Annotated in this window: 13 protein-coding genes; 8 read left to right on the forward strand and 5 right to left on the reverse strand. The window is 70.6% G+C overall.

All coding sequences use genetic code 11. The features are described from left to right. Positions 1–211 precede the first annotated feature (211 nt). Positions 212–847, reverse strand: a complete 636-nt coding sequence (locus ACH442_RS39885) for a hypothetical protein (RefSeq protein ID WP_396343384.1) — start codon at positions 845–847, stop codon at positions 212–214. Positions 848–1,193: 346 nt separating this feature from the next. On the opposite strand from ACH442_RS39885, the gene ACH442_RS39890 reads away from it, so the two are divergent. Next, positions 1,194–1,487: a hypothetical protein gene (locus ACH442_RS39890; protein ID WP_396343325.1), complete on the forward strand. Its 294-nt coding sequence runs from the start codon at positions 1,194–1,196 to the stop codon at positions 1,485–1,487. On the opposite strand, the gene ACH442_RS39895 is transcribed toward ACH442_RS39890, so the two are convergent. Beyond that, positions 1,484–2,257 (reverse strand): RNA ligase family protein, encoded by a 774-nt coding sequence (locus ACH442_RS39895; protein WP_396343326.1) that lies wholly within the window; start codon positions 2,255–2,257, stop codon positions 1,484–1,486. The genes ACH442_RS39890 and ACH442_RS39895 overlap by 4 nt on opposite strands. An 85-nt stretch (positions 2,258–2,342) precedes the next feature. On the opposite strand from ACH442_RS39895, the gene ACH442_RS39900 reads away from it, so the two are divergent. Next, entirely contained in the window at positions 2,343–3,131 is a 789-nt protein-coding gene (locus tag ACH442_RS39900; RefSeq protein WP_396343327.1) for an SAM-dependent methyltransferase, read from the forward strand. 335 nt (positions 3,132–3,466) lie between these two features. On the opposite strand, the gene ACH442_RS39905 is transcribed toward ACH442_RS39900, so the two are convergent. Both ACH442_RS39905 and ACH442_RS39910 read right to left on the reverse strand, forming a co-directional pair. Further along, positions 3,467–4,126 carry a Tat pathway signal sequence domain protein gene (locus ACH442_RS39905; protein WP_396343328.1) on the reverse strand — a complete coding sequence of 220 codons (660 nt, stop codon included), beginning with the start codon at positions 4,124–4,126 and terminating at the stop codon, positions 3,467–3,469. Between the two features lie 15 nt (positions 4,127–4,141). Beyond that, on the reverse strand, positions 4,142–5,038 hold the full coding sequence (locus ACH442_RS39910) for a hypothetical protein (protein WP_396343329.1): 897 nt from the start codon (positions 5,036–5,038) through the stop codon (positions 4,142–4,144). A 172-nt stretch (positions 5,039–5,210) separates the two neighbouring features. Between ACH442_RS39910 and ACH442_RS39915 the strand changes: the two genes are divergently transcribed. The 4 genes from ACH442_RS39915 (at position 5,211) to ACH442_RS39930 (ending at position 9,010) form a co-directional block, all read left to right on the forward strand. Further along, positions 5,211–5,942 (forward strand): TetR/AcrR family transcriptional regulator, encoded by a 732-nt coding sequence (locus ACH442_RS39915; RefSeq protein ID WP_396343330.1) that lies wholly within the window; start codon positions 5,211–5,213, stop codon positions 5,940–5,942. Positions 5,943–6,082: 140 nt separating this feature from the next. Further along, a complete protein-coding gene (locus tag ACH442_RS39920; protein WP_396343331.1) occupies positions 6,083–6,688 on the forward strand; it encodes a DUF6230 family protein in 606 nt (201 codons plus the stop codon). Between the two features lie 2 nt (positions 6,689–6,690). Continuing rightward, positions 6,691–7,479 carry a DUF6114 domain-containing protein gene (locus ACH442_RS39925; protein WP_396343332.1) on the forward strand — a complete coding sequence of 263 codons (789 nt, stop codon included), beginning with the start codon at positions 6,691–6,693 and terminating at the stop codon, positions 7,477–7,479. Positions 7,480–7,780: 301 nt separating this feature from the next. Continuing rightward, the gene (locus tag ACH442_RS39930) at positions 7,781–9,010 is read left to right on the forward strand and encodes a beta-ketoacyl-[acyl-carrier-protein] synthase family protein (protein WP_396343333.1); all 1,230 of its coding nucleotides are present in this window, start codon (positions 7,781–7,783) and stop codon (positions 9,008–9,010) included. 110 nt (positions 9,011–9,120) lie between these two features. On the opposite strand, the gene ACH442_RS39935 is transcribed toward ACH442_RS39930, so the two are convergent. Further along, entirely contained in the window at positions 9,121–9,810 is a 690-nt protein-coding gene (locus ACH442_RS39935; RefSeq protein ID WP_396343334.1) for a hypothetical protein, read from the reverse strand. A gap of 211 nt (positions 9,811–10,021) precedes the next feature. Here ACH442_RS39935 and ACH442_RS39940 point away from each other — a divergent pair, with 211 nt between their 5' ends. After that, positions 10,022–11,059: a pectinesterase family protein gene (locus ACH442_RS39940; protein WP_396343335.1), complete on the forward strand. Its 1,038-nt coding sequence runs from the start codon at positions 10,022–10,024 to the stop codon at positions 11,057–11,059. Beyond that, the gene (locus tag ACH442_RS39945) at positions 11,056–13,872 is read left to right on the forward strand and encodes a beta-galactosidase (protein WP_396343336.1); all 2,817 of its coding nucleotides are present in this window, start codon (positions 11,056–11,058) and stop codon (positions 13,870–13,872) included. Before ACH442_RS39940 ends, ACH442_RS39945 begins: the two co-directional genes overlap by 4 nt. Positions 13,873–13,884: the final 12 nt, after the last annotated feature.

A 13,884-nucleotide genomic window follows, 5' to 3' on the forward strand; every position in this document is an offset into this window, starting at 1 on the left:
ACCGTGCCCTTCACGACTTGTTAGCGCTAACAAAGTTGCGCCCAAGGGGATGTGTCGCTGGGAGAACAGGGGGATGGGGGTAACTTCGGTTCGAAGTTTCTGAATGATTGCGCTCAGATTGCGGCCCTGTCAAGAACGCCCGGCAGGTCGCGTGTGGACCTGCCGGGCGCGGCACCTCCCGGGAGAGCCCGGACCAGCGGCCGGGGAACGCTCAGGCCGTACGCCGGTCCGCCGCCGCGGCCAGATTCGCCGCCTCCGCCTCCTCGGTGTTGGCGCAGGCCACCACCACGTCGTGCATCGTGCGGTAGAACGCCGACGCCGCCAGCGTGGACCGCCGATCGACGCCCCCGATGAGCTTCGCCCGCCCGTTCCGGTGCGGCTCCCGCTGCGGCGCGAACCCCAGCAGATACCGGGCGCTGGTCCGGGCGGCCAGCGCGTCCTGGAACACCCCGCGCGTCGTCCCGGGCGGAACCCACGATTCGAGTACGACCAGATCACCGTCCCGCACGTGCCCCGCGATCAGGTCCGCGGCGGCCAGCACCGGCCCGAGATCCGGGCGGCCCCGCCGCAGCGGCACCGGCGCCGCCACGAGATAGACCGTGCACTCGGCCAGCCACGCCGGGTCGTCGGTGGCGTGGTAGCGCCCGGTCTCGTGCATCGCCACGAGTTCGTGGCCCAGCGGTGACCGCCCCGACCGGAGCCGGGCTATCAGCTCCGGATCGGTGTCGAAGCCGGCGACGGTGTGCCCGGCGATGATCGCGGTCCGGGCGAGGGACAGGCCGGCGGCGTCCTGCCCGACGACGGCGACGCGGTAGCCGTACGCGGCGGGCTCGGGTGTGGTGGCGATGACGGTGACTCCTTGCCGTCGCTGAACTTGATCGGACGAGAAAGAACCCTAGGTCGATCCCGGTCCGTCGGTAATCGCTCTCCCGTGGTCCTCCGAATGGGCGTTTCCGCACCGTCCGGGCGATTCCGTTGTCGGCATCCGGTCAGACCGTTGAGCCCGTGATGTCACTGACCGTACGGATGACTGTTTGGCATCAGGGTGCCGCGAGGTGACCTTCGACCTTGACAGGAATCGTCTATCGCAGCAGGGTGTAGCGCCTAGGCCTGTTGATCTCGGACGTCTTGCGCACCACGCCCTCCGGCAACATGCCAGTCGGCAAATGGTTACACACGGTGAGGGGACCGGGATGGAACTGGATCCACAGGACTACGACGCTCTGTTGCACGGTCAGTCGATGGTCGAGAAGTGGCGGCGCAGTGACCACGCGGTCGCCGTCGCGGCCGAACTGATGAAGCTGCACGGCGGCACAGTCCCGATGAGCGAACTGCTCTGGGCCGGCGCCGAGGCCTTCCTGCCGCGCCAGTGGAACGCCGGACGTGCCGCCGAGCCCCCGGCCGCCGCCGCCGACATCTACGAGCGCTGGCGGCGGCTGCACGAGCGCCGGCTCCGCCGCCAGCAGGAAGCCGACGGCAAGAGCTAGCGGCGGCGATTGAGGGTGCGCTCGTAGTCCTGGAAGCGCGCCTTCGCGATCACCGAACGGTCCGGGGTGCGCAGCACGATGCCCTCGGGTCGCCCCTGACCGCTCTCGTCGAGCGCGACCAGCGTGCCCGGCAGCCGCTCGCCGAGGAACGCGTGCATCCCGGCCACGTCGGCCGGCAACTCCGAGCCGTCGATCGTGAACAGCCGCGGGGTGAGATCGAAGACGGTCACCGCCTGCAGCTCGTCCTCGGTCGCCCAGGTCTGGCCGCCACCGTCGCGCCACGCCGCGATCCGCTGGGCCGGCCAGGTCAGCCGCTCGGTGAGCTCACCCACCTCGGCCACGTCGAACAGCCGCCAGCCGACATTCCCGCGCGTGCTGTACTGCTTCGCCTGGGCGCCGATCCGGCCACCGTACAGCTCCAGGAAGTAGACCCGCAGCGTGTCCACCGGCAGCCGCCGGCCGGGCAGCGCGTCGGCGACGTCACGCAGGCTCGCCACGATGCCCTGCGACGGGTTGCCGATCAGGTCACCGCGCGCGTAGAGCAGCTCCTCACGCGAGCCGAGCAGGTAGTTGCCGTCCGGCAGCACGACGATCCGCGCATTGCTCCCGTCGACTTTTTCGGTGCCGATCACCGGCCCGGCGAACGGGGTGACGGTTTCGGTCAGGCCGCCGTTGCGGGGGTCCAGCTCGTGAAACGTCGGGATCGACGGGTACTTGGTCAGCGAGTTGAGCGCCTTCAGGTCGGCGGTCCGCATGTCGAAGTCGGCCATGCGCTCAGGTATCGCACGTACGTGCCACCCACCGCCACGCATTTCGCCCTATCCTCCAGGGCAGTCGAACTGTCGGGAGGGGACCGTGACCGAGCCGCTGGACACCGGACGACCACATCCGGCCCGGGTCTACGACGTGCTGCTGGGCGGGAAGGACAACTTCGCCGCCGACCGGGCCGCCGCCGAGCAGGGCCTCGAGGTCAACCCGAACGCCGCCACCGCGCCCCGGCAGAACCGCGCGTTCCTCCAGCGCACCGTGCGGTTCCTCGCCGCGCAGGGGATCCGCCAGTTCCTGGACATCGGCACCGGGCTGCCCACCTCGCCGAACGTGCACGAGGTCGCGCAGGCCGCCGCCCCCGAGTCGCGGATCGTCTACGCCGACAACGACCAACTGGTGCTCGCCCACGCCCGCGCGCTGCTGACCAGCGCTCCGCAGGGCCGGACCGCCTACGTCGACGGTGACCTGCGCCGCGTCGACGAGATCCTGGCCGCCCCCGAGCTGCGGGAGACCCTCGACCTGGATCAGCCGGTCGGGGTGTTGCTCTTCGCGATCCTGCACTTCCTCGAGGACGCCGACGACCCGTACACGATCGTCCGCCGGATCATGGCCGCCGTCCCGTCCGGCAGCTACCTCGTCCTGTCGCACATCACCGCCGACTACGACCCCGAGTCGTGGGCGCGGTTCACCGAGGTGATGCGCGCCCAGGGCATCCCGGCCCGCCTGCGCGATCACGACGAGGTGACCCGCTTCTTCGACGGTCTCGACCTGGTCGAGCCGGGCGTCGTCCCGATCCTGCGCTGGCGCCCGGAGCAGGACGTGCCGTTCACCGACGCCCAGGTGGCCCTCTACGGCGGCGTCGCCCGGAAACCCTGAACCCCGGGATCAACCCCAGGTGCGCGTACGCCGTGAGCCCGCCCGTCCCCACGCCCGCCCGCGAGGTGGGCAACGGACTGCGGTGACTAGCGCGACGCACCCGTCCGGCCGGTTCTCACCGTGGTCATTCAAGCTTGATCACCACGGTGGGAACCAGCCGGAGGGCTGCGTCGCGGCGACCACCGTGACCCCGCGCCGGCCTCGCGAAGGCGGACGGGCGGGGCCGGGCTCACGACGTACGGGCACCTGGGGTTGAAGCCGGGGCCCTGCCGTGGTGACGCGGGCAGGGCCCCGGGAGCCGGCGGCCGGCGCGGGGGACGCGACCGCCGGGGGACTCAGTTGACGAAGACCGGGGCGCCCGCCGAGGTCACCACGGGCGTGTACTTGGCGGTGAAGAAGCCGTTGGCGACGCACGCCGACGGCCCGGTCGTCTTGTTGAACTGCTGGTCGGTGAAGGTGATCGAGTTGTCGGTGTTGTCGGCGACGGCCGAGATCGCGTTGCCGTTGGCGACGAAGACGCAGGTCACCGAGCCGAGCAGGGTCTTCAGGTTGAGGGTGGCGGAGATCGGCGCCGCGTCGGTGCCGGTGACCGTCACGGTGCCGTCGCTGGCGACCGTGGTGGCGTAGGGCTGATTGTTGATCGTGACGCTGTTGACGCCGGTGACCCCGGGTACGCCGCTGATCGTGCAGCTGGAGACGGCGAGGGTGGAGCCGAGCGCCGCGGCGCCGGGTGCGACCGGGTTGTCGTTGACGGCCGCGCTGAAGCTGGACGCGGCGCACTTCATGCCGTTCGAGCCGCCGGCCGCGGTGGCGAAGACGGCCTTGGCGCCGGAGACGATCGACGCCGAGATGGTGTCACCGGCGGCGACGGCCGGGCCGGCCAGCGTGCCGGTGGTCAGGACCGCCGTGTCGTCGGCCAGGGCCGGGGCGGTGAGCAGCAGAGATGCGGCCGCGCCGGTGACGACGGCGGCGGCGATGCGGTTCTTGACGTGCATGGGGGTGCACCTTTCCTAGGAGGCGGCGAGCGCCTGGGTGAGGTCGTCGAGGCTGGGGGAGAGTGCGATCGTGGTGTTGTTGCCGCTGAACACCACCGCGTTCTTGCCGGCCGCGCTGGGCAGGCCGAAGGCCAGGTTGATCAGCCCGTCGAGGCTGCCCGGGATCAGGCCGCAGCCGTTCGCCTTCGGTACCGAGTACGCATTGTCGACCAGCTTCGCGCCGGCGAGGCCGACGCCGAGGGTCTGGTAGCCGTTCGCGTCCTGCTCGATGGTGATGGTGCCGGAGTCGCCGGTGACCGGCTGGTTCGGCGGCGGGGGGCTGGTCGTCCCGGTGGTCGGGCTGAACTTGATCGGGCTGGTGTCCGATCCGATGTAGCACTTCGCGCCGAACAGCGCGTTGTACAGGTGCAGTTTGATCGGCAGCACGAACACCGGGGTGTTCTCGCCGGTGGCCAGCGGCACGAACTCGGTGATCGGCCCGGCCAGCTCGACCTGGGCGAACACGCTGGTCACGCCCGGGATGATGTTGGCGATGCCGGGAATGCTGACCTGCAGCGGCTTGGCCACCAGCGTCTTGCCCCTGGCCGCCGGGACGGTCGAGTAGACGTTGGCCTCGCTGCCGTCCGGGAACTGCCGGGTCGGCGCGGACGCCGGCCAGTAGACGCCGAACTGGACGGTGATCGGGCTGGTGAACGGCACGACGTTGCTGCCGATGGTGACGCTGCCGCCGTTGGTGACCGATTGGACGCAGCCGACCTGCAGGTTCGTCGGGTCCTTCATGGTCGCCGCGGTGAGCGGGCAGTTCTCCAGCCCGTCGTAGGCGGCGGCCCGGGCGACCCCGGGGGTGAGGGCCACGACCGCGGCTGCGGTGGCGATCATGGCGAGGGCGGATTTCAGCCGTGACGCTGTCATGGCGCCACTCCTTCGAAATACCTCGTTGGGATCGGGGCCCGGACGTTTCCGCAGCGTTCCGGGGGCTTGAGCGGGAGGTGATACTGGGATGACCCGCTTCGTGCACCATCGAGATCCGTGGACGTATGAGAAACCCCAGCGGTATGTCATGTCAAGACATTGAGGGACGACGATGACGAATTCCGTAATCAGCCCGCTGCCGGGCGCACGCGCCGGCCGGGACCCCGCCCGGGCGATCAAACGCGGTCCGCGCTCGATGACGCCCGAGGCCGTGGCCGCGACCCAGCGGGAGCGGCTCTACGACGCGCTGGTGCACACGGTTGCCGAGAAGGGCTACGCGAGTGCCCGGGTCAGCGACATCTGCACGGCGGCCGGGGTGACCCGCCCGGCGTTCTACGCGCTCTTCGCCGGCAAGGAGGACGCGTTCCTGGACACGTACCGGCACGGGACGAGTCTGCTGCTGCGGTTCATGGACGACGCGTATGCCGGGGCCGGCGACTGGCGCACCGGCGCGCGCGCCGCGCTGAAGGTGCTGCTCGACGTGCTCGCCGGTGTGCCCGCGTTCGCCACGATGGCGATCGTGGAGATCGACGCGGCCGGCCCGCTCGCCCGGCGGGAGCGCACCGAGCTGCTGGGCCGTTTCGCCCGGTTCTTCGCCGAGGCCCCCGAAGTGCCGGAGGGGCTGGTCGACACCGTGGTCGGCGGGGTCTACTCGACCATCTACGGCCACGTCTCGGCCGGTCGCGTCGCCGAGTTGCCCGGGCTGGCGCCGATGCTGGGCTACTTCATGATGGCGCCGTTCGTGGGGCGCGAGAGTGCCGCCGCCGAGCTGACCGTGCGGCCCGCCGGTGAGCGGGTCGTGCCGCCGTGCGCGGCATCAGATACCGGCGAGGTTTTTCACTGACTGGAATGCGGGCCGCTGCGCTTGACGCCTCTCGTTACTGAGGCGTAACTTCGCCGAAATCCATCGAGATCTGCGAATAATCTCGCCGGAACGGCATCCGCAGTGCCGTGACCGGCGCAAACGCCCGCAAAGGAGAGCGCATGTCCGCCATACGTCACGGCCGCACCCGCTGGCGCCGGTTCACCGCGATGCTGCTCGGTGGCCTCGCGGCGACCGCCGGTCTGGTGCTGCTGACCGGTCAGGGGGTGCTCGCGGCCTCCTTCTCGATCTCCGGCATGCCGTTCGTCGTCACCTCGCCCAAACTCCACGGTTACGGCTTCGCGCAGTACGCGGAGATGGACAACATGGTCGAGGGCAGCCCCAACGCGGGTGACACCGGTGGCCAGGTGCTGGTCATCGTCTCCGCGATCCGCGACGCCGAGCTCGACGGGCTGTGCCAGAGCATCGCGCTCGGCGGCATCAACCTGAAGATCACCGCGGGCAGCCCGACGAACAAGGTCACCGCCGACACGCTCGTCGTCGACTCCGACCTGATCACCGCGAACGCCGACTTCAAGTCGATCGAGATCGGCCGGGACGCCAGCACGCTCGACGCGGTCCCCGGCAAGAAGGGCGCGATCGGCGTCTTCGGCCAGCAGGCCGACGAGGTCACGCTGACCAACCTGCGGCAGAACAACTACGCCACCACCGCGGCCACGTTCAAGCTGCCCAGCCTGCACATGTCGTTCACCGGCGACGGCTGCTGACCGTGTCCGGCATCACGCACCACCGGGCCTCGCCAGGCACTCGCGCCTGGCGGGGTTTCCGCGACTGGCGGCGCACCCGCCCGTTCTGGGGCGGGCTGTTCGTGCTGCTCGGCGGGGCGGAGATCCTCTTCACGGTCTGGGCGCCGCTGGGCGTCGTGCTGCACGTCGGGATGCAGAACTTCATCGGTTACCTGGTCCCGTGGGTGATCGTGATCCTGGGCGTGCTGCTCTTGTTCAACCCGGCTCAGCGGATCTTCTACTCGCTGATCGCGCTGCTCTGTGCGCTGGGCTCGTTCATCACCTCGAACATGGGCGGGTTCATCCTCGGCCTGCTGTTCACGCTGGTGGGGTCGGCCCTGTCGTTCGCCTGGGCGCCGAGCGACCCGGAGCCGGTGACCGACTCCGATCCCACCTCGGACCTGGCGCCCGTGGCGTCCGCAGTGGACCCGGCGCCGCCCGGGGTGGTCGCGCCGTCCGAGCACCCGGCGCCGCCCGGGGTGGTCGCGCCGCCCGTGCCGCCGGCGCCGCCCGGGGTGGTCGCGCCGCCCGTGCCGCCGGCGCCCTCCGGGGTTGTCGCGCCGCCCGCGCCGCCGGCTTCCGCGGCGCCAGAGGCTCCGGGTCCGCTGCCGGCTTCCGCGCCGCCTCCGGTTCCGGCCGAGGAGCATTCCGCGGTACGGCGGGTGGGGTCCCCCGGGGAGCAGGACCAGAACACCCTGCCGTCCGACGATCATTGGCGCAGTGCCCCACCGGCCTGGAACGTCCCGGGCCCAGGGGAGAAGCCGGCCGGCTGAAAGCGATCGGGTCGCTGCCGAGGCGCGGCCCGATCAGTTCCGGCACCGGCCGGCTCGGGGGGGCATGCCATGTTCACCGCACGGCGTGTCTGATTTGTCACGTTATGCGGAGATTGCAATGCTGGTGCAGCGGTCACTCGTTACCCCGGCTCACCAGGCGGACGGTGCCGCGCGGCCTCCGCCACGTCGCGTGACCGAGGCTCGTCTCCCCCGGAACACAGGAAAGGTGCTGGAGGATGGACTCCTCGTACGCGCGCACACCGGAACGGCATGACACTCCCTGGATCCTGGCCGGGAACCGATGAGCGCCCGCGAGGCCGTGGCGGTGACCGGCCTCGGTCTGATCACCCCGGCCGGAGTGGGCACCGCCGCCACCTGGGCCGGCCTGATCGCAGGCCGTTCCGTGGCCGCACCGGACCCGGACCTCGACGGCCTGCCGGTCGCGTTCAGCTGCCGGGTCGGTGACTTCGACGGCGTGGCCCTGCTCGGGCACCGGCTCAACCGGCGGCTCGACCCGTTCGGCCGGTTCGCGGTCGCCGCCGCCCGGGAAGCCGTAGCCGATGCCGGCCTGGGCCCCACGCTCTGGGAACCCGAGCGGGTCGCCGTAGTCCTCGGGGTCGGCGCCAGCAGCATGAGCGGCACCGAATCCGCGGTCGCGATGGTCCTCGGCGGCCAGCCCGACCGGGTGTCCCCGTTCGCGCTGCCGCGGACCCTGCCGAACATGGCCGCCGCCGAAGCCGCGCTCGATCTCGGCACGCAGGGGCCGTGCTTCACCGTCAGCAGCGCCTGCGCCTCCGGGGCGCACGCGCTCGGCGTGGCCCGTGACCTGCTGCTCTCCGGGGCGTGTGACGTCGTCGTGGCCGGTGGGGCGGAGTCCGGCCGCAGCCGTACGTCGGCCGCGTCCTTCGCCCGGATCGGGGCGCTCTCCACCCGCGGCGACGAGCCGCACCTGGCGTCCCGGCCGTTCGACCTGGACCGGGACGGGTTCGTGCTCGGCGAGGGCGCCGGGGTGCTCGTGCTGGAACGAGCCGACGACGCCCGGGCGCGCGGGGCCGAGGTCCGCGCCTACCTGGCCGGGTACGGCGCTTCCGCGGACGCGCACCACATCACCGCCCCGCACCCGGAGGGCCGCGGCGCCGTCCGGGCGATCCGGGCCGCGCTCGCCGACGCCGGGCTCACCCCGGCCGACATCGGGCACGTCAACGCCCACGCCACCAGCACACCCATGAACGACGTGATCGAGGCGGCGGCGCTCGGCGAGGTGTTCGGCGGCCTGATGCCACCGGTCACCGCGTTCAAGGGCGTGATCGGCCATGCGATGGGCGCGGCCGGGGCGATCGAGGCGGCCGGGGTGGTCATGTCGCTGGAGCGCGGCCTGCTCCCGCCGGTCGCCAACCTCGACAAGCTCGACCCGGCGATCGACCTGAACGTGGTGGTCGACCGCCCCCGGCAGGCCCGCTGGGCGCCGGCGCTGAGCACGTCGTTCGGCTTCGGCGGCCAGAACGCCGCCCTGATCCTCACCCCTGCCTGACCCCGCCCCGGCCGCCGGTCACGCCGCGGCCGGGTGCGAGGGGTGTTCCGGCAGTCGCGTTCGACCGCTGGGGCCCGGCCGGGCAGCGCCGGCCGGGCCCCAGCGGTGTGTCAGCTCGCGGAGGCCGAGTAGCTGTTGGTGACGAAGTTCAGGCCACCGCTCGACGACGTGATCTCGTAGCCGAACTGGATGTTGCCCAGCGTCACGTCCCCGAACCAGCCCTTGCTCCTGATCCAGTTCATGATCGCCTTGATGTCGACCGTGCCGGCGCTGGTGTTGCTCGTGCGGACGAAGGAGTACACCGCGTTCGCGCCGTTCGACCCGCTGTAGACGTTCCACGAATGGCCACCGACCGTGACGGAGGTCTGCAGCGACCCGATCGGTCCGACCGCGCCCGTCCGGTTCATCCAGAGCATGATCTCGTACGCGTTGTCGTTCGCCCAGATGTCGTACGCGGTGGTGTACGCCCCGCTGCTCGGGACGGTCACGTTGAAGCTGCTGGTGGCGCTGCCGAGCGCGCTCAACCTCTTGTTCACGCTCTTGCCGGCGTTCGGGTACGCCTTCACCCCGCCGGTGTTCGGGTGGTTCGCCCAGACGCCCCAGTTGCTGTACGAGTTCGCCCAGATGCTCTGCGGCCCGGCCCCGCTGCCCCAGATGTTGTTGTACAGCGTGTAACCGCCGTTGCTCCAGGTGGCCCACTGGTCGGAGGAACCCCAGACCGCGGCGTACGCGGCCTGCGGGGCGGCGAACAGCAGCGCGGCGGCGACCCACGCGGCCACCAGGATCCGTAGTTTGCGCATCAAGCGCCTCCTCGGGGGATGGCAGCACCGGCGACCGGCTCGTCGAAGCGCTTCGACGACGGGGATGGGTCATCGGTGCCGCTCGATGTGATGTGGCCTCAAGCTATCACGGGTATTGCCGACGTGTTACGCCGGAGATGATTGACGACTCTGGATGAGGTCGCCTACGGTCGTCCGAAGGAAAGCCCTTTCCCCCAGCCCGGAGGCGACCATGCGCCGACGAACCCTCCTTTCCGCAGCGGCCCTCGGTGCGGTTGCCTGGCCCGCCCCGGCACTGGCCGCCCAGCGCCGGCCGGACGTGATCGTCGAGCCCGGCACGAGCATCCAGTCCGCGGTGGACGCGGCACCCGCCGGTGCGCTCACGCCGTACACCATCGGGCTTCGTCCCGGAATCCATCGAGGTCAGGTGATCGTGCCCGCGGACCGGACGTTCCTCGAACTCCGTGGGCTCGGGCGCCGGCCCGAGGACGTGGTGATCGCCGACGACCGGGCCAACGGGACGCTGAAACCGGACGGGACGCCGTGGGGCACGTCGGGCAGCGCGTCGGTGACGCTGAACGGTGCCGACTTCCGCGCCACGAACCTGACCTTCGCGAACCTGTTCGACGAGGTCGCGCACCCGGAGATCACCAACCGGCAGGCGGTGGCCGTACTGACGCGCGCCGACCGGCTGGTCTTCGACCGGGTGCGGTTCGTGGCCAACCAGGACACGCTCTACGTCAACAGCACCGCGGCGGGCGTGATCGCTCGCGCGTACTTCCGGGACTGTTACGTCGAGGGCGACGTCGACTTCATCTTCGGGCGCGCGACCGCGGTCTTCGCCCGCTGCCGGATCCACTCGCTGGACCGCGGCAGCACCCCCAACGGGTACGTCACCGCGCCGAGCACCGACGTCGCGAACCCGCACGGCTTCCTGTTCAGCCGGTGCCGGTTCACCTCGGACGCGCCCGCCGGCACGGTGTACCTGGGCCGGCCGTGGCACCCGAGCAACGACCCGAACGCGATCGGGCAGACGATCATCCGCGACTCGTGGATCGGCGACCACATCGGCGCCACCGCGTGGAGCGACTTCGGGACGTGGCCGTGGCACGACGCGCGGTTCGCGGAGTACCGCAACTACGGGCCGGGCGCTCTGCCGTCCGCGGACCGTCCGCAGCTGACCCGTGCCGAGGCCGCCACGAACGAGATCAGCGATTTCCTGCGCGGCTCCGACGGCTGGGTGCCGAGCTGCGGGCGGATCGTGAAATGAGGCGCTTCTTCGCGCGTACCATCGCAATTCTGTTGATGGTGATCTGCGCCGCGCAGCCGGCCGCCGCTCATCAGAAGCATCAGGCGCACACGATCGCCTACGACAAGTACTCGCTGATGATCGACGGGAAGCGGACCTTCGTCTGGTCGGGCGAGTTCCACCCCTACCGGCTGCCCAGCCCGGACCTGTGGCGCGACATCCTGCAGAAGATGAAGGCGAGCGGCTACAACGCGACCAGCATCTACTTCGACTGGGGTTACCACTCGCCGGCGCCCGGGGTCTACGACTTCCGCGGCGTGCGTGACATGGACCGGCTGCTCGACATCGCCGAGGAGGTCGGGCTCTACGTGATCGCGCGCCCCGGCCCCTACATCAACGCCGAGGTCGACGCCGGTGGCTTCCCCGGCTGGCTGACCACGCAGGCCGGGCGTGCCCGCAGCGACGCCCCCGACTATCTCGCGGCGAGCGACGAGTGGCTCGGCGCCATCGACACGATCCTGAGGAAGCACCAGCTCACCGACGGCGGCGGGTCGATCGTGCTCTACCAGATCGAGAACGAGCTGGCCGCGACCGGTGACTCGCAGAAACGCTACCTGCAGCACCTCTACGACAAGGTGCGCAGTGACGGGATCACCGTTCCGGTCTTCCACAACGACAAGGGCCGCAACGGTTACTGGGTGCCGGCCGGGTCCGGCGTCACCGGCACCGTCGAGGGCGCGGTCGACATGTACGCCTTCGACGGCTACCCCGGCGGCACCTGCCGCACCGACGGCACGGTCGGCTCGCCGTCGGTCGCGCCCGACTGGGGGATGTACGGCACGGGCGGCGCCAAGGGCGGCGCGACCGCGTCACCGAACACGCCCGGTTTCGTCGCCGAGTTCGGCGGAGGCTGGTTCGACTACTGGGGCAGCGTCGGCACGTACCCCTGCACCGCCGAGCGTCAGGGCCCCGGATACGAGCGGGTGTTCTACGGCACCAACATCGCCAATCGGCTCAGCATCCAGAATTTCTACATGACCTTCGGCGGTACGTCGTGGGGCTGGCTGCCCGCACCCGTCGTCTACACCTCGTACGACTACGGCGCGGCCATCGCCGAGGACCGGTCCCTGCGGCCGAAGGCGAACACCATGCGCCAGCTCGGCTACTTCCTGCAGAGCACCGAGCCGATCACGAAGATCGACCGCGGCCCGGACATCGTCCCGTCGGCACCGAACGTGAAGGTCTACCACCCCGTCAACCCGGACGACGGCACCCAGTTCCTGATCGCCATGCACAACCCGTCGAGCGCGCGGACCGACGACTCGTTCACGTTCCCGATCAGCGTCGACGGGCGTGACTACACCGTGCCGCTGCGCCTCAACGGGCAGGACGCCAAGATTCTGGTCGCGGGCTACGACGTCGCCGGGCAGCGCCTGGTCTACTCCACGTCGGAGTTGATGACCCACACCTCGCAAACCCTGCTTCTGTACGGACGTGACGGCGAGACCGGCGAGACCGTGCTCGACTATCCGTCGGCTCCCGTGGTCAGTGGGCCGGTGAGCAGCAGTTACGACGCCTCCACCGGGGATCTCAAGCTCACCTACACGCATGCCGGGCTCGCCGAGGTGCGGATCTCCGGGGGCGGGCGGAAAGCGGTCACGCTGCTGATCGCCGGCCAGTCGACCGCCGACACGTTCTGGAAGTCCGGTGATGTGCTCGTCCAAGGGCCCGCCCTGCTGCGCGACGCCCGTTTCGCCGGCGGCGAGTTGCGGCTCACCGGCGACACCTCGTCGGCGACCTCCCTGCGGGTGTGGGCGCCCCGCTCCTATCGCACGCTGACCTGGAACGGCCGGCGCGTCACCGGCCCGGTGCCCGGCCCCGCCCCGGTCACGTTGCCCGCGCTCGACCGCTGGAAGTGGTCGGCCGAACCCCACGAATCCGACGCCGGCTGGGTCGACGCGAACCTGACCAGCACGAACAGCACGACCAAGCCGCCCGCGGGGCAGCCGGTGCTGACCGCCGACGACTACGGCTTCCACCACGGGGACGTCTGGTACCGCGGACACTACGACGGAAGCCAGGAGAGCGTCACGTTCGACTACGGCGGAGGCGGGGCCGGGATGCTCCAGGCCTGGCTCGACGGAACCTACCTGGGACAGAACGTGCTGGCCACCGGCGTCTCCGCACCGCCGACGCGGGGAACCGCGACGTTCACGATCCCGGAAACGCTGCGGACCGGCGGGGCCCACGAACTGTCGGTGATGGTGCGCAACGACTCGCACAACGAGGACGGCGGGGTCAACGACGCCCACAAGGAAGGGCGGGGGCTGATCTCGGCCGGCGTCCCCGCGACCTGGAAGATCCAGGGAGCGGTGGCCGACCCGGTGCGCGGCGTGGTCAACAACGGCGGGCTCTACGGGGAACGCAACGGGTGGACCCTGCCCGGCTTCCCCGACCGCTCGTGGACGGCACCGCCGGCCACCTCACCGGCCGGGACCTCCTGGTACCGGACCGGCTTCGACCTGCGCGTCCCGCCGGCGAACGACACGTCGATCGGGCTGACGATCGGGACGCCCGGGGTCAAGGGCGGGAAGTACCGGGTGCTGATCTTCCTGAACGGGTGGAACCTGGGTCAGTACCTCGCTGACGTGGGGCCGCAGCACACGTTCGTACTGCCGAACGGCATCCTGAACACGCGCGGCCGGAACACGCTGTCGCTGGCCGTCACGAGCGACGGCGGGACAACGCTGGAGAACGTCCGGCTCACGACCCTGAACAGCGTCCGCGGCGGAGTCCCGGTCCACCAGGTCCACTCACCGGGCTACCACCCCTAGGTTCTGTCCCGC

The organism is Actinoplanes sp. NPDC020271 (assembly GCF_044388125.1).
Lineage (GTDB): Bacteria > Actinomycetota > Actinomycetes > Mycobacteriales > Micromonosporaceae > Actinoplanes.

Excerpts from the sequence above, each read along its gene's own strand:
- ACH442_RS39890 (WP_396343325.1), top strand. The coding sequence starts at position 1,194 with ATGGAACTGGATCCACAGGACTACGACGCTCTGTTGCACGGTCAGTCG.
- ACH442_RS39895 (WP_396343326.1), bottom strand. The coding sequence starts at position 2,257 with ATGGCCGACTTCGACATGCGGACCGCCGACCTGAAGGCGCTCAACTCG.
- ACH442_RS39905 (WP_396343328.1), bottom strand. The coding sequence starts at position 4,126 with ATGCACGTCAAGAACCGCATCGCCGCCGCCGTCGTCACCGGCGCGGCC.
- ACH442_RS39910 (WP_396343329.1), bottom strand. The coding sequence starts at position 5,038 with ATGACAGCGTCACGGCTGAAATCCGCCCTCGCCATGATCGCCACCGCA.
- ACH442_RS39915 (WP_396343330.1), top strand. The coding sequence starts at position 5,211 with ATGACGAATTCCGTAATCAGCCCGCTGCCGGGCGCACGCGCCGGCCGG.
- ACH442_RS39920 (WP_396343331.1), top strand. The coding sequence starts at position 6,083 with ATGTCCGCCATACGTCACGGCCGCACCCGCTGGCGCCGGTTCACCGCG.
- ACH442_RS39930 (WP_396343333.1), top strand. The coding sequence starts at position 7,781 with ATGAGCGCCCGCGAGGCCGTGGCGGTGACCGGCCTCGGTCTGATCACC.
- ACH442_RS39935 (WP_396343334.1), bottom strand. The coding sequence starts at position 9,810 with ATGCGCAAACTACGGATCCTGGTGGCCGCGTGGGTCGCCGCCGCGCTG.
- ACH442_RS39940 (WP_396343335.1), top strand. The coding sequence starts at position 10,022 with ATGCGCCGACGAACCCTCCTTTCCGCAGCGGCCCTCGGTGCGGTTGCC.
- ACH442_RS39945 (WP_396343336.1), top strand. The coding sequence starts at position 11,056 with ATGAGGCGCTTCTTCGCGCGTACCATCGCAATTCTGTTGATGGTGATC.